Genomic DNA, 23865 nt, shown 5'->3' with positions numbered 1-23865 from the left:
GAACAATGTGCGAGTTTTACTAGAACTACCCGGAAAAGTACTAAAAGAAAATCTAAGCGGTTATAAAGAGGTTATTTCATTTTATAAGAATAAGGACTGGTATTCATTAGAAAACGTGATAGTTACTAAAGACTTTTCAGGAGAAGTAAAGAGCTACTTTGGAGATTTTGAATGGGATCTATCTGCATACGTCGACAGAAAGATAACCCATAAGACAAAGTTAAATTTCTCCAATATCTTAAGCGAGAAGCTCGTTAGAGAAATGAAATTAATTTGTTTTATTTGGATGTATATCGCAGGAAACTCTCGAAATAGTCAACCTATTAAGCCAACATCATTAATGGAAAGGCATAGCCGATTAATTCAGGTTTATAAATACTTAGACTTGCATGAATATCAGTCTATTGAGGATTTGTCACACCCGATAATTTTTAGCGAATTTTGTCAGTATATTCAAGACCTTCGATATAGCTACAGCACGGCCAGTCACACATTTGGCGTTTTAAATCATCTTAACAGAGCAAGGGATCTCTTGCCTTTTAAGTTTACATTTCCAACGGACCAAAGTACTGAACAATTAGCCAGAGAACATGCTTCAATTGATAAGCTCTGTAAAGATCAGTTTTATGCGATACCAACTCGAATAATGGAATTAATTTACAGCGAAGCTATCTCTTTAGTGAAAAAAGTGCATCCTCACAAAGAACTTGTTCATGAATTGCTTTTCGAGCTTCACAAGAACTATCAACTAGGTAAATCGTATGTAGATAACAAAATCGAAAGTGGTCAATGGAAGTGGATAACAAAAGAATCTCAAGACTATCGAATTGAAGTAAACAAACATAAACCAGACAAATATTCAGATATCATAGAAGCCTATATCGAAGGTACATCTTTAGAGACCGAGATCCCCCGTCATACAGGTAGATTTCAAGGTTGGGTCACAAAGGTACAAACAGCTTGTTTTGTACTATGCGCTGCTTTTACAGGCATGAGAAGAAATGAACTATATGGTCTTCACCCTGATAGTTTTAAGAGAAAAAGCATGGGCTCTCAAACCTTTTATAGTCTTCAATCATTTCACCACAAAATGGTTCAAGGAAAAGCTCAGAGAACAGAGTGGCTCACAATTCCATTGTGCAAGGATGCTATTGAACTAGCCGAGGCGATTTCAAGGCATATGAGAAACCAGCTGCTAGTAGACGAAGACCCTATGAAGGCCAATATTGCAAGTTGTTTGTGGCTCAATCAAGCCAATAAATCAAAGCCTCCTAATGTTAGATTTGAAGGAAGTTTGAGAACTCATTTTAATAAAATTGCTACTGATGCAAATGCCTTTATTAAAGATGAAGACTTGGAGGAATTTAAACTAATTAATCCTAATAACAACCCCTTGCATGCTGATAGAAAGTTAAAAATTGGTAGCCTATGGCCTATAACAACCCATCAATTCAGGCGCACTTTTGCTGTATTTGCGAAAAGGCACTCTCTTTGTTCAGATGTGGCTATAAAGCAACAGTTCAAACACCTGGATTTGCCTACATCTGAATGGTATGGAGAAGGAGGTGTTGCTGCAAAGCTGAAAGAAATTGAGTTCGACAGCGAGCTTAACAAGCTACTTAATGAAGTTCAGCATGAAATTACAACACAGAAGGTCTATAACTGGTACAACACTAGTGAAAAACTCTATGGGAAAGCGGGATTGTCTATTGCTAAGGAAAGAAAAAACGATGCTCAAATATACTCTTCATGGGATGCAATTCACGAACATGTTACTTCGGGAAAGATTACCTTAGTTGGAACCCTTCACTCATATTGTTTGGCAGGGTATGAATGCCGCATGAATAAAGTCACGTCTCCAGTGAACTGTTTTAAATGCGAAAACGTATTAATCGATGAAGAGAAGTCTTTAAATTGGTCTAAACGCCATAAGTGGGTGACAGAGCAGTTGATATATCTCGAAAGAACTAACAGTCTTTCAAAATCGGCGTACAGTCACTTTATTACACAATTAAAAGCTGCAGAAAAGGTTATGAAACATTTTGAAATACCACATCAGCCATATCAGTCGAATAAATAAATTAGTATGAGTAAATACGACAGTACAAAACAAACGCTCGAAACAGCTTTAGAGCGTTTGAAATCGGGGAATACTATACGAGTTCCAGCTTCTAGGAAGTTGAGCGTTCGTGCAGTAGAAGATGAAGCAGGACTAGGAGATGGATCTGCATATTATTATCCTGACATTATTTCTCTTATCAAAAAACAAATTCAGAAAAGCAAAAAACGAAGCAATCCTAATTTAAAGAAAATGGACGAAATTTCAAAACTAAGAGAAGCACTATCAAAAGAAAAGCGACTCAAAGACAAATATCGTCTAAAAATAAAGGAGCTTAAAGTTGAGTTAGCTCAGTTAGCAGCCATAGAAAATAAAATGGCAATTAACGAGCAAATTAATAAATCTAGAATTGAAAGCTTAGAAAACGAATTAGAATTTCTTAAGCAAAACGCAAAGTAATGATATTTTTGAGCGACCACAATACTAGTGAGCACAGCTCTTACCTACAATTATATCAAGTTTACATTGCATGAAACGAAGCTTTGAGTGGTAAATAACTATGAAAAACAGATCCAAAACACTTAAATCACGCTGAACAGCCCAAAACATCTTCAAGTGCGGACTAGGGATGTTATGTTCAATACCTTATGTCGTCAACAAACCATCTAAACTACCCGAGAAAACGTGCTAAGAATCAGCTTAGCAGCCAATTAGAACTAAATAGCTCCAAAACTCTCGGTTTTCTGTCGAGAAACTCACTTTTTCTATATGTTCAGGTTTATTTATTGCTAAATATAAAAAGGCTTTTATTCACCCCCAATTAACCGCAAACCTAAGATTTTATAGGGTAGATTTATAAATAACAGGTAAGACGGACAGAAATAAAAAGGTTATAGCTTTTGTAATCTAGATCACAAAACTATAGATTTATCCATAGCCACCACAAAAAAACCAAAAAAAGGACAAAAAAGAATACGATTTTTGGTTGATTTTAATTTCAGTATTTGTTTAAATATCTCTTATGCTTTGGGGTTATTATGGAGAAGATGTATGAAAGCAACAAAGTTTGGGTTGTTTATTAGACAATCTCGATTAATTAAAGGGGTAAACCTAAAACAGATGGCTGAAAGTATGGATATGAAACCATCATTTCTTTCGGCTCTGGAGCTGGGGAAAAAAGCAATATCAGATGAAACGATTGAAAAAATAATCAATTATCTGGAATTAGATGAAGTACAACAGAAAGAATTAAAGGAAGCTGCAGAAAGGTCGCAACCAATAGCAAAAGTTAATCTTACTACAGAAAGTGTTAGAGATAGAGAGTTGGTACTCATGTTTGCAAGAAAATTTAGGGAAATATCTGATGAAGAAAAACAAAGACTAGAAGATCTATTATTATGATGTAGGAATAAAATGTATAAGCCTAAAGGTTATAAAGTAGAACGCTTAAATCAAAAAAATATCATGCAAAAAGCAGCTTCTCTAAGGGGGGCTGCTCAACACTTCATAACTCTTGATACAGGCTATTTCGACTTAGGGGAGTTCGTTTGTTATCTTTTAGATAATAATGACATTCTCTTTGAAATGCAGATTGTTGAAGATGAGTTAACTCAAGAGGAAGGAATTGCCATACCTTCCAAGAATGGCATAGCCATGCCTGACCACGTATTTAATTCCTTAATGGATAATCAACCAAGAGCTAGATTCACAGTTGCCCATGAATTGGGTCATTTAATGCTTCACGAACAAAAAGTATATTATCTTAACGGTATTGATTCATGGCACCATCACGAAGAAGATAGTGAGTGGCAAGCAAACATGTTTGCGGCTCATTTATTAATTGATTTTGAAAAAGCAAAAAACTTAAAAACAGCAGACCAAATTGCAACTCAGTTTGGCGTTAGTATGGAAGTAGCAATGATATATATGAAGAACATAAAGAGAATGTAAAGTAGAGGAAAATCCCCTACTTACACCGGAAATTGGCTGGGAACATCGCCCCCTAAACCAAACCCCTTACATGGCTTACCATGCTGATTCGCACCTTCATTGTAGCCTATAAGTCGGTAATGTCAATTGGCGACCTGATAAAGGAGGCTATAACAATGTCAAAAAAAGACACTGTGGTTATCTATCGTCCCTATATCACCAGAAACGGTAAGCGTATTTTCCGTAAAAATGGTGGTATGTGGAAAATTGAAATCCCTGCTAACAAATACAAAGGTTAGCTCTTAACAGAAAGCGGTGGTCGCGCCGCTTTCATAAAGCTATAAGTCATTCATTTGGACATACCTAAAACTAAAAAGAATTAAATATTCTTCTCAGATATGAGTATGAGTTATCAGTTGGATTAGTCACAATTTGATTTGACATTTCCGATGATAGATCAGAATCAGTTCTGACAGTCGCTTCTGCACGTAAAGCAGCCTCTCAGTAACCTCACAGATAAAGGATAACAAAGGGCGAAGGTCGGACATTAATAGTTAGCGAGAAACTGACAAAAGTAGTGCCTATTAAATATAGCTTGCTGTTAAACCATGGAGCAATAAGTTCAGTTTTCACCGTATCTTCAATATTAGAAATTGTAAATTCATTGTTCCGCACCGTTTTTCCTTTTGATAAATTCACATCCGCGAATTATTGCTTCGTATATGCAAGCATCTTTTAAGTCATAATCAGTTTCAAATACAGGTCTAATAAAGATAGGATTGTAACATTTTTTATACAACTCTCTTGCAGAAGCACGACTTATATCCCTACCAGTTTTTGCAAGTGACTTTGATTTTATAGATCTTACAATTGGCTCGTTTAGAATACCTTCATAACCTTCCTTATTCGAATACCAAAAAACATCATTAGCTAAATATCTGGCGTTCATTATTGTAGGAATACTTAAATTTAATGGAGCAACATACTCACCAAACAATGACTGATAAATGGTCACAGGTTGAAATAACTTCGGTTCAACGGGAACTTTTTTCAATGTCCTATAATCTTGTGCTACCAGCCTACACTCTTTCGTGGATATTGAATTAATAACTCCACCGCTGTTCGGAAAGACACTACTGACCGAAAGATTTTTAAAAATTACAGCATTTGCAGACTCACTTTGATAGTTTTGATTGGCAAGACCAAAACAAGCAACGTAAAGGCCTATCAACCACGCAACCCCTGAAGGAGGAGATACTTCATCTGATTTGAGAGTAAACTTGCTCACCATCCATTTCAGGCTTGAGTAAACATACAGAAAGTTAATAATACTTATTAAGAATGCCATTAAAGTATTAAGCATTTTAAATTTAAGATTTTTCACTTCTCACCAGTGTATAGTAAGACTACATGGTCTCGTACTTGCACTTTAAGCGGAGATTCTTTGCTTGCTATAGTAAACGACGGTAAGTCGAAATTACCACTGCCACTAAGCTCCGGCGATTCGACAGTAAATTCATTTCCTAAAGGGGGAAGAACTTGCCTTAATGGTATTGTGATTGGGGCGACTGCTACCCCAACTACAGGACAAGCCATACTCATGTTTGTAGAACCCAATATTTCTAAAAGTAAATTTGCAGGTGGTGGGTCGAGAGCTAAATCCACTTTAATTGGGTCAACCGTATATTCATAGCGACCTCTGCTACCATCAACTTCCAAATTCACATTACTTTGAATAGCGAGCGATTGCGCTTTCATTGTTGCAGTAACCTTATAGTCCTCAGTCCATGGGAAAGGACATGTTAAATGACCAATAATATCAAGAGGTGTAAATTCAAAATCTACATTGGTTGATAGACGACCTGATACACGAATTCCTGCATTTATTTCTGACATTTGCGGATCAAAGGTCGTATGTGTGAGGCATAACTTGGCATCACCTTTGATTCCTATATCTGCTTTGACATTAGCAAAATTTCCAGTGCGACCAATTGCATTAAGCGCACCTTTTGCAGTCTCACACAGCCCTTTTTCTGCCGCTTTTTCGGCTTCACATATCATACGATTCTGTTCTTTAATGCGTTCACAATCAAGTTTACGTGCTGCTGCATCCGCCGCATAAGCTGCATTCTGAGCTGCCTTTGCCGTTTCGCAAATAGGATCGTTGCCGCGCACTATACAGCCCCCAAAAGGATTTTTTACTAAACACGCTCTGCAATTACGCGAGTCATGGCTCTGATGTACGTCGCAGTTTCTGGATTGTCGGCAGTCGCGATCGATTGTGCAGGACATACCTGCACCATCGGGCATGTCAATTTTCTCGCTGAATGTTTCTGTCGCGCTCGTGGTGACTTTACTACAAAGTTGACCTTGCTCCACCACTTCACTAACGAACGTAGATATCACGCTTTTACTAACTGCTACCCACGAAGCGCCGGGGATTGGCGTTTCACTCAGCATGTCCTTAAGGGCTAAATTATAAACGTCATAGGGGGATTCGTAAGTGCTATTATATTTTAGTGCTTGAGATAAGGAGCCTTCAGCCTCATATAGTGCTGAATTATAAAAATCTACTATTCCGCCTAGTTTATCGCTGTGCAGTGAAAGAACGAAAGTATTGAGGGCGTATTTGAGGTCGATTTGCTTGTCTTCGAACTCAATTGAAACATCGTCGCCAAATTTAGTATCCTTTAGTGAATCAGATAGAGAGAAGCTCTTAGTATATTCAGAAGGAATTGAGATTTTCATAATATCAAGTCTGGATAATTCTCCACTTATATTGTCGGCATATTGTGTAAGTGCAGAGGCAATAATGTTTCCTACGACGGTGACATCAACTGAATCATCTATGATCACTGCATCAAGCTTAATCTGGGATAAATTGGGGAGTAAACGAATATTCATCATGCCGGTTTCATGCGCGAAGTCTATTGTCGCACCAAGATATATAGATAGCTTACCTATCACTCTTGGACTTAGTCTTGTAATGATTTCATGGTCACTGTGTTCAGCCAATGCAATGTCAAAATCTATCATGGCATTTAAGAGTTGTTTATCAGAGCTTAAGGCTAACGCGGTTATGCCTTTATCTGACAAAACCTGCGCCATTAATTCATTTTTGATTGTGTTTAAATCTGCTTGGAAGGCAATCGTTGGGTAAACCAACTTGTCGATATTGGATTGAAAGTTAGTGATCGCTTCAGCACGTTGATCTTCTATAGCGATAGCAGGGAATTTAGTGTTTATATAGTTCTCTATTGGACTAGAGCAGCCAAAAAGAATAGAGGAGCATAGTACAAGATAAAGTCTTACAATTGCGTTCATCGTCTTACCTTTCGCATTTTCTATGAAAATTTATTTAATTCAGGCAAATCGGCGGTAATGACAACTCTGTTTTATGGGTAGCCTTGAGCCTAAGTATTTTTGCTTTATTTACTCAATTGGGAAATAAAAAAGTTTAGACTGAATGAAAATTTTCACCTAAAAACACTTTCTAAGTGAAAAAATAGATGCATTCCCAAATGTCTACGCTGTCTCCCTCATAAAGCTTTGATATAAAAGTGTAGTCAGAAGCTCTTTTCTCTCACCACTACAAATTTATAAAGGGCATGCACATCAATTCAAAATTGCCCACCTTTTGAATTACAACAAAACGAACTTATCTTTATAAATTCACGACAACAAACATGCGTGTATTTAATGAAGAAATAATGAGACTATTAGTTTCTATTAAGGAGTTGAATACCCGAATTCGGGTATATTTTGATATTTTTTTGAACTGAAACTATAAAGTCACCCCAAAAGCTTCTGCATAGCGAATAACATCCGAAAACTTATTGATATTCAGTTTTTCCCTAATGTTCTTTCGGTGTTGGTCTAACGTATGTATTGAAATACAAAGCCTATCAGCTATCTGCCTTCTAGTATTTGTTTGAGCAACTAATTTTATAATTTCAACTTCTCTTTTAGTTAAAGCAGCAAATTTTCTAAAATTCTTTCTTATAAATATATTATCATCCAAGATGTTTATTATTTTTTTTGAGTAAGTATCTATCGAAGCAACTGGTATTGAGTTGTATATAATTTCATGCTTTTTATAAATCTTACAAACACTTAAGAACCAATCATAGTAAGTTGTATCTGGACCAGGTCTTACTTTTTCAAAATAGCAGAATGTATTACCTTGGTGTGCTTTTTGAGCAAACTGGATTACCTTTGGGTGTGCGTACATAGTAGCATCAGGATGTATAAAATCGGAAAGAAACGAAGCCCCAATTTCTACTAACTCACTTGAACTCTTTCCAAGGTAATGACAACCAGACTTTCCCATATATTTTAGAACCAAGTTTGATGCATTATTAATATGAAAATGACCCGGTATGAAATCACTTATTGAGTCCATGGAGTCGTTTCTCTTTTGTATAGCTTGCTCAACAAGTAATAAGCTTAAACGATGCTCATCAATAGTCTCTAATTCTGCCCCATTCATATTCAAATCTCCCTTTCGGCTCAATGTTTGATTATAGAGGGTCAATCTAAATAATTACCAGGGTTAAGAGACTGGGACGGAACGAATTTATCGAAAAGGCCATTTAAAATAGAGATATAGAAAATATATTGTTTACAGCAACCTGATATTTAAATCTTTTAGAAAACCTATAAATTCTGGAAAATATTTCTCCAGAATACAGTTTTTTTGCAAAAAATTGATTATTATCTACTTTTTCTGGAAATTGCTTGTAAATACCTAGTAATAAAGGTTTCCAGATTTTATCCAGAATATTGTTTAAAAGGTACAGTAATACTATGCGATAGTGGTCTTCCGAAATAATTAGTCACTGTATTAAGTTATTTCGGGGTAATAATCATTAAGATTCATTATCTAAGCCCATTAAATTACGCTAAAATACGCTAATTATTATGAATAATCATTAATCAGGATTTTTTATGAGCGTCCGATCATTTGAAAGTACCCACCCCAAAATTGGCGATAGAGTGTTTGTTGACCCTACGGCATTAGTAGTTGGCGATGTTGAGATTGGTGACGATAGTTCGGTTTGGCCAATGGCAACAGTTAGGGGTGATGTACACTCAATAAGGATAGGTCAGAGAACTAGCATTCAAGATGGTTGCGTATTACACGTAACCCATGCAGGCCCTTATGATCCAGAAGGCCATGACTTATTGATTGGCAATGACGTTACTATTGGCCATAAAGCGATGATTCACGGCTGCACTATTGAAGATCATTGCTTAATAGGAATGGGGGCGGTTGTAATGGACAGTGCCGTTATTCAATCTCAGGTTATTTTAGGTGCTAACAGTTTAGTACCACCCGGTAGAAAATTAGAAAGCGGTTACCTTTGGGTTGGCTCACCAGCTAGAAAAATCCGTCCTCTTAATGAAGAAGAGAAAAAGTTTTTTCAATATTCTGCTGATAACTACGTTAAACTGAAAAACCGTTACCTGGCCGGTTAAATGACTCTTCCTACTAAGCATTAAGTTCTGAAAAAGTCAGATAAGGCTTTTTCAGAATTCTACTTTTTCAACGCGAACATTTAGAATATTTTATCAATGCTCTCTAATATTTAACTTGGAATTTTTACTTGATTGATATTGGGTAAATGACCGGTCCACATTTGGTAAGAGTATGCAGCTTGCCCCACCAGCATACCTAAACCATCAGCAAAAGCAGTACAACCTGAGCGCAATGCAAATTGGTAAAAATCTTGCGCCCTAGCAGCATAATTTAAATCATAACAAAAGGTTTTGTTACCAATACAATTAGCGACAGGTTTCATCAGTCCAGAATTAAACTCAGTTACAGCACTAATTACTCCATCATATTGCTCATCACGTTGAAAAGAGTCAATATCACCAACAACTGAGAACTGTTCAATTAATTTAGTAATTTTATCTTTATTTCGATTATGTAAACGAATAATTGCTCCGGCCTTTAGCAATGCAACTAATATGGATTGACTAGCGCCACCAGCGCCAATTACTAATATTTTCTTTTGTTGAATATCAAAGCCATGTCCATCTAAGTCTAATAATAAACCTTGGCCATCAGTTGTATGCCCAACTAGTTGCCCTTGCTGATTTTTCAAAATAGTATTGACTGAACCTGCAAACTCAGCTTCTTCAGTTAAGCTATCGATACACTGAATAACAGCTTGCTTATATGGTAAAGTTACATTGAGTCCTCTTCCCCCTCCATCAAAAAACTGCTTTACAAAATTAGATAAATTATTTTCTTCCACCAAGTACTTCTGGTAGTCGATATCATCTGCAAATTGCTGAGCAAATTGTTGATGAATAACAGGTGATAAGCTGTGTGTTATCGGATTACCGATAACACCAAGACGTATTGTAGTTGACATGAATAAATTGTAACTAAGAAATTTGGCTACAATTTAACATTTACATAAAGAATAAACAAACTACTTTTGCTACTCACAAGATAATACAGCTCCAGTTTGATACTCTGTTACCCTTGTCTCAAAAAAGTTTTTTTCTTTACGCATGTTGGCTTGCTTATCTAATCAGCCTAATTTTTTTTTGGCTCCAGAAAAAAGTTTTTCAATATTTAATTGTTTCACTCTTCGATTAACAATAAATCGAAATTATTCTATATGGTCGTCTGCATAGTAACCTAATATTGGATCTTGAAGTATATGTTGGCATAAGCAATTTCAGCGACTTCACACTCATCCCACATATCTCTCAATCAAATTTCATCTTAAAGTCAAAGATTCTCCTTTAGCAATTTCATTTACAACTCTTATACCAAATGCACAATGCAAAACTTCATCGCGCATAATATATTGCAACTGTTCTGCGGTTTCTGTTATCAGACCTCTACGCTGAAGAGAAAATATTGGAATAAAACCATTATAAAACCAACAATCTTCAAGACCATTCACTATTTTTTATCGAATACTTTTATTGGCTTTTTAGGCTCAGAAAGAGCATCAATCAAATCACTAGTTTGAATTTTAATATTTTCCTGAGTGCTTGCAATTAATGTGTTACTGCTCTTAAATTTTCCAGCTGGCTCATTCCGATTTAACATCACTTTTTCCTCACCAACAATTATTGACATGCTTCACAATCAGAATCCAAAATAGAACAGACTGATGAAGTAACAGTGGTATTATAAACCGACTCATCGTGCTCACGATTCTCCACTTAAGTGACCTCTAATGTTCGCAAATAATAAGTCGTTTTTAATCCTCTACCCCATACAAGTTTATATAATTGGTCGAGTTTTTACCCGATGCTTCAGATAAATAAAGATTTAGGCTTTGTGCTTAATCAATCCACTTCTGTCAACGCGAAGCAGCTTCCATTAACCAACGTGAGCCTAATTCAAATGCCGCGGCAAAAATATTTTTCAACTCATCAAGAATGCTATCAATAGATTGCACAGAGCCATCGAAGAACTTTAAATCATTCACCATGCATCCCAAACTCCTTTTTATTAAGTTGATGGACTCAATAGGAATTAGAAACGCAAAACTCACCAGATAAATTAGATTTCACATATAAGTTTTGATAAGTCGGTTCAATTAATTGGCTAACTCCACAAATATTAGAAATAGTGGCCGTAGGTGCAATAGCTAAACAGTTACTATTGCGCATACCATATTGATTAATTTCACCTCGCAAAGCTCCCCAATTCATCGACTGTGCAGTGCTTTGCTCCAAAATAATTACTTTACCCTGCTATTCAAAAACCATATTTTGTAGTTTTTCACCAAGTAGTTAGTCAATTTTACTAATTTAACTAACAATAAGGTCAATTAGTGCACAGAAAAGCAGATATTATTTGGCACAAAACCTGCTAAGTCTCATGACCGATTAGTTTCAATCAAAACGACTCAATAAATAAATTGGTATCAATATAAATAAGAAACTTTAATAACCGGAGGATATTAACTAATGAAGCTTCTCACAAACTTTATTATTTGTATTTTATTTGCAACATCTTTAACAGGTTGCATTGTCATCGGAGACAGGCACTCAGATGACGACAATAATAGTTGGGAAAAAATACAGAAAGAGAATAGGGAGATTATTAGTAATCTATATGTACAAGCTAACCGTAAAGATATTATTTCCAAGTTAGGGGCGCCAAACTTTTCAGAAGCCTTTGCCAAAGATGGAGATGAATACCGAATTTTATACTACCGTGCCCAACACCGCCATTCAGACGGAGATACAACAAAAGATGAAACAACACCGCTTGTATTTAAAAATGACAAATTACTCGGATGGGGAGAAAAAGCACTTAAATTGCTTGAGCAATAACACTACAAAATAATGCAATGGCTCATTCTACTTAAAGATGTAAGTTTCATTGACCGATTGTTCAATCTGGTATTACCTTACTCTTTACCTACTTTGGGCCAAGTTAACTAGCTCATATACTGCATTGGCAAATACAATCTTAGTTAATTAACCTCAACTCTGGATAAGGAAATTCAAAATAATTAATAGAGTCATTTTTATTTTCAATGACTTAAAACCCAATTAAATTGAATTGCTGTTTCCACTTGAGCTCAGTGTGGCTATTTTTGTGGATATCAAGGCAAGTGACTGCCGCAATAGCGAGCTATTGCAAAGGCGCTTAACGCTGAAAGCCGCAAAAATAGACGCTCTGATGATTTTTCTTATCCAGAGCTGAGGTTAATTAGCTAAAACACATATTGAATATAGAATGGTAATAATATCAAAAGAAATTAGCCCTAAAAAAATTGAAAGGATGTCTGTGATCACACAGCTATAGCCTCTTATAAAAACTAATTGCTTGCTATTATTCCTTTTCATTGATTACCCTTATCCCATCTCTCAAAGAAGTTCTTACCAACATGCAACCTAAAGATACATTCCGCACACTTATAATTATTGCCATTGCAGCAATACTTACAATGAGCATTGTTCCTGTCCTTATTCGTTGGACAAGTGCTAACGAAGTCACCATTGGTATAGTTAGACTTGCGATAGGCGTTATTGGCCTTGCTTGTATTCGTTTTTTCTCTAAAAAGAAAACTCAACTGAAATATCAAGAATTACTCTGGTTACTTCTTTTAGGTGTTGTTTTTGCAATTCATTGGCTTGCCTACTTTAACAGCATTAAAGTAGCAGGCGCATCTCTAGCAGCAATAGGCGTTGCAACATTTGGTGTGCACCTACTGTTTCTTAATTATTTGTTTAATAAAGAAAAGTTTAATCCAGCCGATTTATTTGCTGTAGCCTTATCTTTTTTAGGCATCTACATTGCTTCCCCAGCAATCGATATTAACCAAGATAAGCTAATCGGCTTCGCAACCGCCATATTCAGCGGATTTTTATACGCATGCTTGCCGTTAATTAACCGAAAGCTCCCTCATATCGAAACACATACCAGAGCATTAGGCCAATTTGGCTTTGCACTGTTAGTTTTTTTATGCCTGCTACCAGAAGCCAACTTTTCATTAACAATAAAAGACTGGGGTAGTTTATTAATCTTAGGGGTAGTTAGCACGCTCATTGCCCACACACTTTGGATAAAAGCAAGCACAGAGCTGCCAACAAATATGACGGCTATTATCTACTACGCCTATGTCCCATTAGCCATGCTATTAAGCTACTTTGTACTGAATGAAACACTCACATGGCAAAAGATATTGGGTGCTAGCCTTATTATTGCTGCAAATATACAAATAGTTATATTACATCAACGCTCTAAAAAGAATAAAAAACCTAACTTAAAATAAAACTGTCATGCGTTATGCTTAATATAACCTTAAGAGTGGAAGGAATTATTCAGGTAGTTTCGCATCTCGAAAACGTTTTGATTTGATAATTTTGCGGTAAATCTCGACTTTCTTTTTGGCTTGCGATAAATCAGCAGCACTCAGTTCTTGCTCAAGCTGTAGCACAATGACTGCTGTCTTATTATTAATGTGTTTGGCTACCGGACTATCATTTGTAGATGCAATATAAAACCAAACATAAGATTCCAAGATATTTTTCTTGAATCCAAGCCCCTGATGTAGCATTAATGCAATATTATATTGTGCTGCAGCATAATCCCTTAAACTGGCCTGAAAATAGAACTCAGAAGCTTTTCGATAATTCCTTCTAAAACCATTCCCTTTAGGTGGGTCAAAATAAAAATTACCTAAAACAAATAATGCTTCTGGATCGCCTAACTCTGCCCTATGTTTGAGCTTTGACCACTCGGTCACATACACATTTTTTTGACTAGTAAACTCCCTTACTCCTTCTGCATCAGTACTAAAAGAACAAACACCAAATAGAAGTAATAGAAAGAGATACCCTACATTCTCTAAAAACCGCAAAAATAATCCTTAATAGAGGACTCAACATTCTTAATGTCCAGTGATTAACTAACAAATTTTAAAATCCAATTTGACCCAACTATAATTATAATTTAAGAACTTAAAGCAAATTGGTTATTACTTTATTGTTTTTTTGTGTAATATTTACATGCTTTTGAGTCATTTATCCAGCTTTTTAGCGTAAACTATATCCAAATTTTGAAGTAACGAGACTAATAAATGTTGCAGTTGAGAAATTTTGAACTATTCAACAATTTAGACAAAGACACTATTGAGGATATATTATCTCATATTCACAGTAGAAGCTTTCCCAAAAAAACCCAGATTGTAACTGAGGGCGACGACTCACATAGCCTCTATTTTTTACTGGAAGGTAGGGCAAAAATATATCTAGATGATGACAGTGGTAAAGAGATAATCGTTAACATTCACGAAACAGGCGATTTCTTTGGTGAACTCGGATTAATTAAATCAATACCTCGCACTGCATCAGTAGTTACTTTAGAAGATTCTCGATTAGGCATCATGCCCGAAGCCGATTTCAGGCGTTGTTTGGCATGTTACCCTGCTTTTGCACAAAACTTAATCGAAAACCTCTCTACTCGCCTTATTGAAGCAACGGAAACAATTCGTAAATTAGGCTTAATGGATGTCTACCGTAGAATAGCGGTTACCTTTTTAAACCTATCAGAAGAGGTCGGCGGTGTTAGAATTATTAATGAAAAACTAACTCAGCAAAATATTGCCAGTCGTGTCGGAGCATCTAGAGAAATGGTTGCACGAATTTTAAAAGACTTACGGGCTGGCGGCTATATCTCTCAGGAAGATAATAAAATAATTATACACAAAGCACTACCACACTCTTGGTAAATAGGGTGTGGTATTCGATAATAAAGGTGGCTTTAGCTTTGGTACTGGTTTATCAACCCATTTGCTTCATAAAGAGAAAAGCTATCAGAGTACAAAACTTTACCCACTAAAATACCAGATAGCTTTTTAGAAGAAGATTCTAAAAACAACTTAATGTCATTAACTTTTTCTATTCCACCGTTAATATAAATTGGAATTTCAATTGATGAGGCAACACCTTCAATTAATGAAAAATTATTTTTAACGAGTTCTCTGGTTGCTCCTATATCAGTAATCACTAATCCAGCAACACCGTCTTCTTCTAATTGTTTAGCAAAATGAATCAGTTTGTTAGAAGAATCATAAGCAGCGCCATTGGTCTGTTTTCCTAAACAGCTATCAATTTCAACCAGTACTCTATTAGGGAACTCGAAACAAATATCATCCAAAAGATTGCGTCGTTTTGTCGCTTTGCTATTGAGGACCAAGTAGTCAACTCCTGCATCAATCCAGACATAAGCAGACTCAACACTTTTGATCCCTCCTATAACTTGTAGTTTTAAGTCAGGATAATTCACCTTAATTTTAGCAATTAAGTCAACATTCTCAGGTTCACCTGTTGCAATTGCATCTACATCAACAATGTGCATACGTGATATACCATCATCAACCCAACGCTTAACCACTTCTAAAGCATCTTCTTTAATCACTTCATCGACAGAATTATTTTTGTGTTTAGTATGTACACTTTTTCCATGGCGGATATCTAAAACGGGTACTAACTGCATCGACTTTACTCAACTAACTGAACTCATTTAATAATAGAATCAAAATATTAATTAGTCATGCAAAAGTTAATCTTTAAAACCAAATGTATGAACACGATAACAGTTTTCAATCACCAACCGTTATTTTTGCCCGGCCAATGATACCTAAAAATAAGCCCTGTGACATACATCAATGCTCTAATACTTGAATATGATAATGTTAAGTAAGTGTTATTAATCAGGAGAGAAATAATGCAAGATTTCGAATATTTGAAAAAAGAACTGGAAGCTCGCCAAACTGAATTAGAACAACGTATTAAAAACATTAACATAGATATCAGTCATACTAACCAACCTCTTTCAAAAGATTGGAGTGAACAAGCCACCGAACGCGAGAACGAAGAAGTTCTTGAAGCATTAGGAATAGCTTCTCAAGAAGAGCTAAAACAAGTAAAGATGGCACTTCAGCGTTTAAAAAATGGCAGCTATCAAACTTGCAAAGTCTGCTCTAAGCCAATCCCTTTTGAACGACTTCAATTAATACCTCATACAGCTCACTGCACCCGCTGTGGAGAAGAAATAGAAGCCACAAGCTAATGTACTATTTAAAGAATTTACCAAGTGCTGAAAGCTTTGAACCCAAAAATAGATATCCCATAATAAGCTGAATAAAAAATCGCCTTTTTATTGAATATAAACCTGAGCTTTCATGATATTGATATGGTAACTTCATACTGCTTTAGGCATAATCCCTTACTAGCAGTTAGCCTTATTATTGTATACATTAGCCGACAAATGGTTACCACATGTACCATTGGATAATCTTTCAATAATGGTTTACTACTAAACTATTTCATATTGTTATAGAAAGCTTAAATAACATTATGAATTTCAATAGGTTCACATCAAACAACTCTTGATGGGGCGAAAGACCGCGGGAATGACGGCAAGCAAAAAATTTTCCTCTATTGAATGATTTTATGCTTTCTGACGTGGTAATCATGTGAAACCTAAAACGGTTTCAATCGATTAACTAGCTTTATTAGGAATACAATCATGAGTAAAACCAAAGTTTCTATCATCGGTGGTGCTGGATACGGTGCAGCAGAAATTCTTCGTCATATATTAGTTCGAGACGATGTTGAATTATTAAGGATATCCAGTAAGGACTATATTGGTAATTCCGTTAGCCAAGTTCACCGTAATTTACCTGGTTATGATCATATAAAACTACAGGATATAACTCCGCAAGAATGTGCTAAAGATGCAGATATCATCTTTCTAGCAATGCCGCACATAATAACGGCTAAAGTAGCAATGGCATTATTTGATCTTAACATTAAGATTATTGATTTATCAGGTGACTTCCGATTAGAAAGCCTTGAAGATTATATCCGAGACTATGCACCTGAACACCCTTGTCCAGATCGATTAGGCAGTTTTGTTTATGGTATGCCTGAGCTTAATAGTGAAGCAATAAAAAATGCTCAGCATGTAGCCAGCCCAGGCTGTTTCGCAACAGGCATCGCGATGGGATTACTGCCACTTGCTGACGCAGGATTACTAAAAGGAACCAACATTCGTACCGTTGCTATGACAGGCTCTTCTGGCTCTGGCGTTAAACCACAAGCAGGCACTCACCATGCGGTCAGAGTTAATAATCTCAAAGCTTACAAAACACTTCATCATCAGCATCGTGCAGAAATTGTACAAACTTTAGGTCATGCCGGAGCAGAAGCAATTTCATTAGACTTTGTGCCTGTGTCAGCCCCTTTAGTCAGAGGTATTTTGGCTGTGTCGCAAATCGATTTACCAGAAAATATGGATCAAGAAGCCGTTCAAAAAATCTACGAAGATTATTACGCCGATCACAAATTAACGAGTGTTAGGCCTAAGGGCTCTCCAGCAGAAGTTGCAGCCGTTTCCGGTACAGCAAGAGTAGAAATTGGAGTTGACACTCGTATTGACGAAAATACTGGTACGAGAACACTTTGTATTACCAGTGCTATTGACAATTTAATTAAAGGTGGCGCAGGACAAGCGATCCAAAGCTTTAACTTAATGACAGGTAAACCAGCTCACTTTGGTTTGGATAATCCTGGACTATGGCCTTAGGCGAAGGAATTATCAATGACCAATAAGAACAAAACCGTCGTCATAAAAGTCGGCGGCGATGTTCTTCTCGATCAACAAGAAAGAGAAGGGCTCGCCAACAATATTCGTCAATTACATTCACAAAGCTGGCAGATAGTTTTATTGCACGGTGGTGGTCCACAAGTTAATTCGCTACAAGAAAAACATGGACTCACTCCTAATAAGGTTGCAGGTCGTAGAATTACTTCAGAAGCCGATTTAGTTGTAGTTAAACAAGCCATAGCTGGCGAAGTCAATGTAAACTTAACGGCTGAATTGATTAAGGTTGGATTACCTGCTTTTGGTTGTCATGGTGCATCAGGTAACTTGATAAAAGCAACCAAACGCCCACCAATTAAAGTTTCAGGTGAAGGAGATGAGCCAATTGACTTTGGTGAAGTAGGTGATGTTAGTGAAATTAATCTGACTTTACTTGAAGGTTTATTAGCACTCAAAGTCATTCCGGTGATTGCGACTTTAGGCATATCGAATAACGGTAGAGTTTTTAATATCAACGCTGATACAACGGTTGTTAAAATAGCGAAAGAACTCAAAGCCGACTTGTTATTACTCACGACAGGTGTCGGAGCCGTATTTAAAGATCTGAGTCAGCCAGAAAGCCGAATCAAGCAAGTTAATCAAGAGCAAGCCAAACAGCTGATAGAAGATGGTATTATTCAAGGCGGTATGATACCTAAAGTCGAAGAAGCGATGACGCTTCTCAACGAAGGCGTTGGTTCTATAGCCATTGTTTCAGGACGGCATGTTGGCGCTTTCCAAGCGGTAGCAGAGGGAACTGGTGAGTTTGGCACTAAAATCGTTAGTTAGCGCTAGCTTTTAGTCACTATCTCCGGGTTTTGATACAAACCAAAGCTCGGAGTTATCAGTTGAGTACAAACAAAACATCCGTTAGCTTCTCGCCAACATATTTCTGATCGGATTAATCAGATAAAGTACCAAGCCAATCCAAATAAAAACAAAACTTAAAAGCTGTTTCGTACCTAATGGCTCCCCATAATATTGTGTTGCTAAAAGGAATGTGATTGAAGGCGCAATAAATTGTAAAAAGCCAACACTATTGAGTGGTATTTTCTTTGCCGCAGCGGCAAACCAGATTAATGGAACCGCAGTGACAACGCCACCACTAATTAGCAACAAATCAATAGACCATGAAATATTTAAGAAAGCAGCTTTTTCTTGAAAAAACATCCAGCCAATAAAAGCAGCAGCAAATGGCAAAGCAATAGTTGTTTCAACCAGCAAGCCATTTAATGAATCAACCTGGAGTTGTTTTCGAATAAAACCATATAATGCAAAACTAGTTGCTAAACTCAATGCAATCCAAGGGAACTCACCATAAACAACAATCTGATTAGCAACACCAAGTATTGCAGCAATTACGGCCGCCCACTGAAGAGGACGCAACTTTTCCTGAAGAAAAAATACCCCCATCAAAATAGACATAATCGGATTGATAAAATAACCTAAACTAGTCGCGAGTATTTGTTCGTGAGTAACAGCCCAAGTAAAAATATACCAGTTGCAAGAAACCAACGCCGTACTTGAAAATAAACCCAGCAATAATTTTTTATCTGCAATTATGCTAGAAATAAGCACCCGCTTACTTAAAACCCACATAAAAATTAATGTAACCGGTACACACCAAGCAATACGATGTGCCAGAATTTCGGGCGCAGAAACTTTATCTAATGCTTTAAAATATATAGGAACCAACCCCCATAAAACAAAAGCACCAATACCAAAAAACCAACCGTTGGTTTCAGCTTTAGCGTTCATATTTTTTCCTAGATCAATTAAAAATTATCCTGTTAGATAGGTCCCAGTCCCTAAAGCAATTAAAGTATCATCTTCACTGTGCAGTTCCATGCGAACAACTGCCACTTTATTACCGCTCCTTAATAATCTGGCTTTTGCGTAAAAAGCCTCACCCCGTCCCGGCCTGACAAAATCTACTCGTAAATCAATAGTGCTGGTTTTTGACATTTTTTTACCAATTTCTTCATCACTAGCCGTTAAGTTTTTACTCAACATAGCAGCCGCAGCCATTGTTCCACCAACCACATCGAGCGCAGTAGCAGTCACTCCACCATGTAAAATTCCATGAACAAAATTACCAATAAGTTCAGGCTTATTACGAAAGCTAATACGACACTCGTTTGCAGAGATTTGATCAAATTCAAACCCAATTAAATCATGAAAAGGAACCTTATAACGAAAGGTATCTGCCAATCTTGCGGTTAATTTCCGATACTTTACTGCGCTTTCTTCATTCAAGCTTTGGTTATCATCTTTGGACATCACTAAATAATCCTGTAAATTCAGCTAACTAGCGGTCATTTTACTTACTATCAAAATAAGAAAAAACAGAAAAGCCAATTATTTCAAAGACTTAAACTTTGGCAACAAACTTGCTATTTAATTATCTACACAATGAATAAATAGAATTTTGGAGATTGAATGCCTTTACACACCATACGTAACATCTGTTTATTTGGCCTGCCACTACTTCTTTCTCTGGCTGCTTGCCTACACCTAATTCCGCAGTCTTATAGCCAGCAGAGCACTACTTGGAATGAATATTTTTACATTATATCACTTACAGCAAATATCGGATACTTCACTAACTTTATTGCAATAAAAATGCTATTTAAGCCTTACCAAAAAACAGCTTTGGGTATTCAAGGGTTAATTCCTAAAAATCAGTCCAAATTGGCTAATGCACTTTCAAGCACTTTAACTGAGCACTTTCTCTCTAGTGAGCACTGGTTAGAATATATCCAACAAGTACAACTCATTCCCAAAACAATTAACTTAGTCCAAAATTATTGCTATAACTGGCTTCAGCAGCCAAAATCACTCCAACAACTAAACCAATTCATTCGCGAGTTATTAGAACAAAATAAAGAAGCTCTTAATCAATTATTTACCCAGTTCCAACAACAAATAATCCATGAAATATCAGATAACCTTGAGCCCAAACAATTGTTGGAACATGGGTTTGGATGGATTGAAACTCAATTTATAGAAAACCCGAAAAAAATGGAATTTCTTATTGAGCCAATTATTAACACTATAGCAGGAAATATCCCACTTATTGCTCAACATCTAATGGCAACCTTCGATACTCATATAGAAAAACAAGATACAATAAAACGAAGCATTGCTAGAGCCGCACGTTGGTCAGCAAACATTTCTGAAGACGATATCAGAAATTATCTTTTTAGAATAGTTGCCAGCACGCAATTTAGGCAAACACTATTAGAAGGACTACATACACTCATTAGTGAATATAAACACAGAAACCAGAATACCCCCCCAAACAATTTAGATTTTAATTTTGATAAATTGATTAACCAGTTTATTCAAAATCAAACTAACCAAATAGACTTAATACAAATTATTACTGATAAAATGCAAGAAGCGACTCAGCGTAGTGATTTCAAAAAAACATTAATCCAATTAGTTAATCCCGTTTTTTCTTGGTTAGAAACTCAACTAACCAAGCCTGATATTGAAAATGTCATACATAAAAAAATTATCCAGTTAATTGAACATATTGATTTAAGAGAAGTCGTCAAAGAAAAAGCGAATAAATTTTCACCAAAAAAGATGGAACAAATATTCCACTCTATGATCAAAGATCAACTCGTATTCATTGAACTACTAGGCGCATTACTTGGTGCCCTTTCTGGCCTAGTTCTTATAAACCCTAATTTGTTTAGTCTAATAACAGCAATAGTAATAGGTATATATTTTATTGACATTTGGCTCTCCCGAAAAAAAATAAAAACTGAATAAAGACTCTTGCTCGTCACAAAAAAGACATCTAAATATCATCAACTTGTCATAAAAACCCTCAACACTAGAGCAACCTACCCATAGGTTTAGTCACAGGTGATTTATGATAAATATTGATAACATTCTATCCCAAAAGATGCCACAACTGGAGCAACGCCCAAAACTGAAAAAGACAATTATTCAGGTATGTAAAAAACTGCTTCATGAGAAGGAGATTAATCACTTTTTAAGTAAAAACGACCACCTTGGCGCTAATGAGTTTTTAGATAAAGTCATGCACTTACTTGGGCTAAGTTATGTGGTTGATAATTGGCAGCTCGAAAATATTCCAGCAGAAGGGCGAGTTATTATTGTCGCCAATCATCCTTTAGGCTCTCTAGATGGGATCGCATTATTGAAGCTTGTTAGCCAAGTTCGTAGCGACATAAAAATAGTGACTAACGAAGTGCTTAATCACCTTGCTCCTTTAAAATCGTTTTTTCTCTCTGTTAACAACATGAATAATAAAGCAAGTAAATCTCAGTACTCACAAATTGAGCAGTCACTAAAAAATGAACAAGCTGTTATATTTTTTCCTGCCGGAGAAGTTTCACGCTTTCGCTTAGGAGGAATAAAAGACTCACACTGGCGTAGCGGCTTCTTACACTTAGCTAAAAGAACACTCTCCCCCGTGTTACCGATTCATGTTGGTGGAAAAAATTCACGCTTTTTTTACGGTCTTTCTCTGATTGCCAAACCAGTAAGCATGCTTTTGTTAGTCAAAGAAATGTTTCGTCATACAAAAGTTACGCTACCGATTACCATTGGTGAACTGATTCCCAGTCAATCAATCATATCCCTTCCGAAAAACCACCGTGTGGCAGCACAACTTTTTCGAAAACATGTTTATGCTCTGAATAGCCAAAATAAAAAATTAATCTTTGATACCGTAAAACCAATTGCTCATCCACAACCTAAAAAACATTTAATAACAGAGTTAGCTAATTGCGAGTTATTAACAACCACTCAAGATAACAAACAAATTTATCTGCTAAATACACCCAAAGGAACTTGTCTACTCAGCGAAATAGGACGATTACGTGAGATTTCATTTCGAGCAGTAGGAGAAGGTACAGGCAACCGTATTGATATTGATGAATTCGACAATCAATATCAACACATCATACTATGGGATCCAAAAGCTTTAGAGATTGTAGGTGCATACCGAGTTAAGCAGTCAAAAAACATCCCTACTCAAAGGCTATATACCAGTACCTTGTTTAATTTTCAACCAGACTTTGCATCAGTACTTAATCATGGGCTAGAACTTGGTCGCAGCTTTGTTCAACCTAAATATTGGGGCAAAAAAAGCTTAGACTACTTATGGTACGGTATCGGAGCCTATTTGGTTAAAAATCCTAATGTAAGATATTTATTTGGCCCCGTATCAATCAGTTCAGAATATTCTCGTGAATTAACAGAATGGCTAGTCCATTATTACAGTACTTATTATGCTTCTCCTAAAAATTATGCAACAGGAAAAAACCCTTTCAGCTTTTCGCATAATTCACGCCAATTAATTAATCATTCATTCATCAATCACGATACTAAAGAAGGGTTTAAACAACTAAAGTATCAACTTAAAATATTCAATAAAACTGTGCCAACTTTATTAAAACAGTATTCCGAGCTTTGCGAACCTGGCGGCGTTAATTTTACCGCTTTTAATGTTGATCCTGCATTTAACTTCTGTGTCGACGGCCTGGTAATTGTCGATACCAACTTATTACAGGAAAGAAAACGAAATAAATATCTCAACATTAATCAATAAAAAGTTAAACTTATAAGGTTTCACTATCAATTTTATTTTGCGTTATCCTAATATTTGATTAAAATCAATAGTCATTACTATTGATCGACTACAAATACCCTATGTACATTCTTTACGGAGATATCATCTCTGGTAATTGCTATAAAGCTT

The 23865-nt window shown here is 36.2% G+C and carries 26 protein-coding genes; 14 read left to right on the top strand and 12 right to left on the bottom strand.

Going from position 1 to position 23865, the window contains the following annotated elements; translation table 11 throughout:
- The first annotated feature begins 7 nt into the window (after positions 1 to 7).
- The 5 genes from ACT5E3_RS02285 to ACT5E3_RS02265 all read left to right on the top strand — a co-directional run bounded on the left by ACT5E3_RS02285 (position 8) and on the right by ACT5E3_RS02265 (position 4287).
- Entirely contained in the window at positions 8 to 2080 is a 2073-nt protein-coding gene (locus ACT5E3_RS02285; RefSeq protein WP_444996702.1) for a hypothetical protein, read from the top strand.
- Positions 2081 to 2086: 6 nt separating this feature from the next.
- Positions 2087 to 2518 carry a hypothetical protein gene (locus tag ACT5E3_RS02280; protein ID WP_444996701.1) on the top strand — a complete coding sequence of 144 codons (432 nt, stop codon included), beginning with the start codon at positions 2087 to 2089 and terminating at the stop codon, positions 2516 to 2518.
- Positions 2519 to 3109: 591 nt separating this feature from the next.
- Complete coding sequence (locus ACT5E3_RS02275) at positions 3110 to 3460, top strand: helix-turn-helix domain-containing protein (protein WP_444996700.1); 351 nt, start codon at positions 3110 to 3112, stop codon at positions 3458 to 3460.
- A 12-nt stretch (positions 3461 to 3472) separates the two neighbouring features.
- On the top strand, positions 3473 to 4009 hold the full coding sequence (locus ACT5E3_RS02270; RefSeq protein WP_444996699.1) for an ImmA/IrrE family metallo-endopeptidase: 537 nt from the start codon (positions 3473 to 3475) through the stop codon (positions 4007 to 4009).
- Between the two features lie 155 nt (positions 4010 to 4164).
- Positions 4165 to 4287 carry a hypothetical protein gene (locus ACT5E3_RS02265; protein WP_444996698.1) on the top strand — a complete coding sequence of 41 codons (123 nt, stop codon included), beginning with the start codon at positions 4165 to 4167 and terminating at the stop codon, positions 4285 to 4287.
- Between the two features lie 362 nt (positions 4288 to 4649).
- On the opposite strand, the gene ACT5E3_RS02260 is transcribed toward ACT5E3_RS02265, so the two are convergent.
- From ACT5E3_RS02260 to ACT5E3_RS02250, 3 genes are all read right to left on the bottom strand, one after another.
- Positions 4650 to 5372, bottom strand: a complete 723-nt coding sequence (locus ACT5E3_RS02260) for a hypothetical protein (protein WP_444996697.1) — start codon at positions 5370 to 5372, stop codon at positions 4650 to 4652.
- On the bottom strand, positions 5369 to 7312 hold the full coding sequence (locus tag ACT5E3_RS02255; protein WP_444996696.1) for a hypothetical protein: 1944 nt from the start codon (positions 7310 to 7312) through the stop codon (positions 5369 to 5371). Before ACT5E3_RS02255 ends, ACT5E3_RS02260 begins: the two co-directional genes overlap by 4 nt.
- A 460-nt stretch (positions 7313 to 7772) precedes the next feature.
- Positions 7773 to 8477, bottom strand: coding sequence for a helix-turn-helix transcriptional regulator (locus ACT5E3_RS02250; RefSeq protein ID WP_444996695.1), 705 nt, complete (start codon positions 8475 to 8477; stop codon positions 7773 to 7775).
- Positions 8478 to 8935: 458 nt separating this feature from the next.
- On the opposite strand from ACT5E3_RS02250, the gene ACT5E3_RS02245 reads away from it, so the two are divergent.
- Positions 8936 to 9466, top strand: coding sequence for a gamma carbonic anhydrase family protein (locus ACT5E3_RS02245; RefSeq protein ID WP_444996694.1), 531 nt, complete (start codon positions 8936 to 8938; stop codon positions 9464 to 9466).
- 110 nt (positions 9467 to 9576) lie between these two features.
- Here the strand turns inward: ACT5E3_RS02245 and aroE are convergent, their stop codons facing one another.
- The 5 genes from aroE to ACT5E3_RS02220 form a co-directional block, all read right to left on the bottom strand.
- Positions 9577 to 10371: a shikimate dehydrogenase gene (aroE, locus tag ACT5E3_RS02240; RefSeq protein WP_444996693.1), complete on the bottom strand. Its 795-nt coding sequence runs from the start codon at positions 10369 to 10371 to the stop codon at positions 9577 to 9579.
- Positions 10372 to 10725: 354 nt separating this feature from the next.
- Entirely contained in the window at positions 10726 to 10914 is a 189-nt protein-coding gene (locus tag ACT5E3_RS02235; RefSeq protein WP_444996692.1) for a ribonucleotide-diphosphate reductase subunit beta, read from the bottom strand.
- Complete coding sequence (locus ACT5E3_RS02230) at positions 10914 to 11093, bottom strand: hypothetical protein (RefSeq protein WP_444996691.1); 180 nt, start codon at positions 11091 to 11093, stop codon at positions 10914 to 10916. Before ACT5E3_RS02230 ends, ACT5E3_RS02235 begins: the two co-directional genes overlap by 1 nt.
- 226 nt (positions 11094 to 11319) lie before the next feature.
- Positions 11320 to 11451, bottom strand: coding sequence for a hypothetical protein (locus ACT5E3_RS02225; protein WP_444996690.1), 132 nt, complete (start codon positions 11449 to 11451; stop codon positions 11320 to 11322).
- Positions 11452 to 11485: 34 nt separating this feature from the next.
- Positions 11486 to 11698, bottom strand: coding sequence for a hypothetical protein (locus tag ACT5E3_RS02220; RefSeq protein ID WP_444996689.1), 213 nt, complete (start codon positions 11696 to 11698; stop codon positions 11486 to 11488).
- A 234-nt stretch (positions 11699 to 11932) separates the two neighbouring features.
- Between ACT5E3_RS02220 and ACT5E3_RS02215 the strand changes: the two genes are divergently transcribed.
- Both ACT5E3_RS02215 and ACT5E3_RS02210 read left to right on the top strand, forming a co-directional pair.
- Positions 11933 to 12301 carry a DUF3192 domain-containing protein gene (locus ACT5E3_RS02215; protein ID WP_444996688.1) on the top strand — a complete coding sequence of 123 codons (369 nt, stop codon included), beginning with the start codon at positions 11933 to 11935 and terminating at the stop codon, positions 12299 to 12301.
- A gap of 560 nt (positions 12302 to 12861) precedes the next feature.
- Entirely contained in the window at positions 12862 to 13749 is an 888-nt protein-coding gene (locus ACT5E3_RS02210; RefSeq protein WP_444996687.1) for a DMT family transporter, read from the top strand.
- A 45-nt stretch (positions 13750 to 13794) separates the two neighbouring features.
- On the opposite strand, the gene ACT5E3_RS02205 is transcribed toward ACT5E3_RS02210, so the two are convergent.
- The gene (locus ACT5E3_RS02205; protein WP_444996686.1) at positions 13795 to 14337 is read right to left on the bottom strand and encodes a tetratricopeptide repeat protein; all 543 of its coding nucleotides are present in this window, start codon (positions 14335 to 14337) and stop codon (positions 13795 to 13797) included.
- A 219-nt stretch (positions 14338 to 14556) separates the two neighbouring features.
- Here ACT5E3_RS02205 and ACT5E3_RS02200 point away from each other — a divergent pair, with 219 nt between their 5' ends.
- Positions 14557 to 15207, top strand: coding sequence for a Crp/Fnr family transcriptional regulator (locus tag ACT5E3_RS02200; protein ID WP_444996685.1), 651 nt, complete (start codon positions 14557 to 14559; stop codon positions 15205 to 15207).
- Positions 15208 to 15239: 32 nt separating this feature from the next.
- On the opposite strand, the gene ACT5E3_RS02195 is transcribed toward ACT5E3_RS02200, so the two are convergent.
- On the bottom strand, positions 15240 to 15974 hold the full coding sequence (locus tag ACT5E3_RS02195) for a HisA/HisF-related TIM barrel protein (protein WP_444996684.1): 735 nt from the start codon (positions 15972 to 15974) through the stop codon (positions 15240 to 15242).
- A gap of 231 nt (positions 15975 to 16205) precedes the next feature.
- Here ACT5E3_RS02195 and ACT5E3_RS02190 point away from each other — a divergent pair, with 231 nt between their 5' ends.
- From ACT5E3_RS02190 to argB, 3 genes are all read left to right on the top strand, one after another.
- A complete protein-coding gene (locus ACT5E3_RS02190; protein ID WP_444996683.1) occupies positions 16206 to 16550 on the top strand; it encodes a TraR/DksA family transcriptional regulator in 345 nt (114 codons plus the stop codon).
- 459 nt (positions 16551 to 17009) lie between these two features.
- Entirely contained in the window at positions 17010 to 18068 is a 1059-nt protein-coding gene (argC, locus tag ACT5E3_RS02185; RefSeq protein ID WP_444996682.1) for an N-acetyl-gamma-glutamyl-phosphate reductase, read from the top strand.
- A 15-nt stretch (positions 18069 to 18083) separates the two neighbouring features.
- Positions 18084 to 18914, top strand: coding sequence for an acetylglutamate kinase (gene argB, locus ACT5E3_RS02180; RefSeq protein WP_444996681.1), 831 nt, complete (start codon positions 18084 to 18086; stop codon positions 18912 to 18914).
- Between the two features lie 81 nt (positions 18915 to 18995).
- Here argB and rarD read toward each other — a convergent pair whose 3' ends face one another.
- Both rarD and ACT5E3_RS02170 read right to left on the bottom strand, forming a co-directional pair.
- Positions 18996 to 19883: an EamA family transporter RarD gene (rarD, locus tag ACT5E3_RS02175; protein ID WP_444996680.1), complete on the bottom strand. Its 888-nt coding sequence runs from the start codon at positions 19881 to 19883 to the stop codon at positions 18996 to 18998.
- A 24-nt stretch (positions 19884 to 19907) separates the two neighbouring features.
- Positions 19908 to 20405 carry a thioesterase family protein gene (locus ACT5E3_RS02170; RefSeq protein WP_444998631.1) on the bottom strand — a complete coding sequence of 166 codons (498 nt, stop codon included), beginning with the start codon at positions 20403 to 20405 and terminating at the stop codon, positions 19908 to 19910.
- 159 nt (positions 20406 to 20564) lie between these two features.
- Here ACT5E3_RS02170 and ACT5E3_RS02165 point away from each other — a divergent pair, with 159 nt between their 5' ends.
- Together ACT5E3_RS02165 and ACT5E3_RS02160 are read left to right on the top strand one after the other, a co-directional pair.
- On the top strand, positions 20565 to 21905 hold the full coding sequence (locus tag ACT5E3_RS02165) for a DUF445 domain-containing protein (RefSeq protein ID WP_444996679.1): 1341 nt from the start codon (positions 20565 to 20567) through the stop codon (positions 21903 to 21905).
- A gap of 103 nt (positions 21906 to 22008) precedes the next feature.
- Positions 22009 to 23715, top strand: coding sequence for a lysophospholipid acyltransferase family protein (locus ACT5E3_RS02160; protein WP_444996678.1), 1707 nt, complete (start codon positions 22009 to 22011; stop codon positions 23713 to 23715).
- Positions 23716 to 23865 lie beyond the last annotated feature (150 nt).

It is taken from the genome of Aliikangiella litoralis (assembly GCF_052495765.1).
Note: the sequence above shows the minus strand (reverse complement) of the source record. Positions and strands in the feature narration are given on the sequence as shown.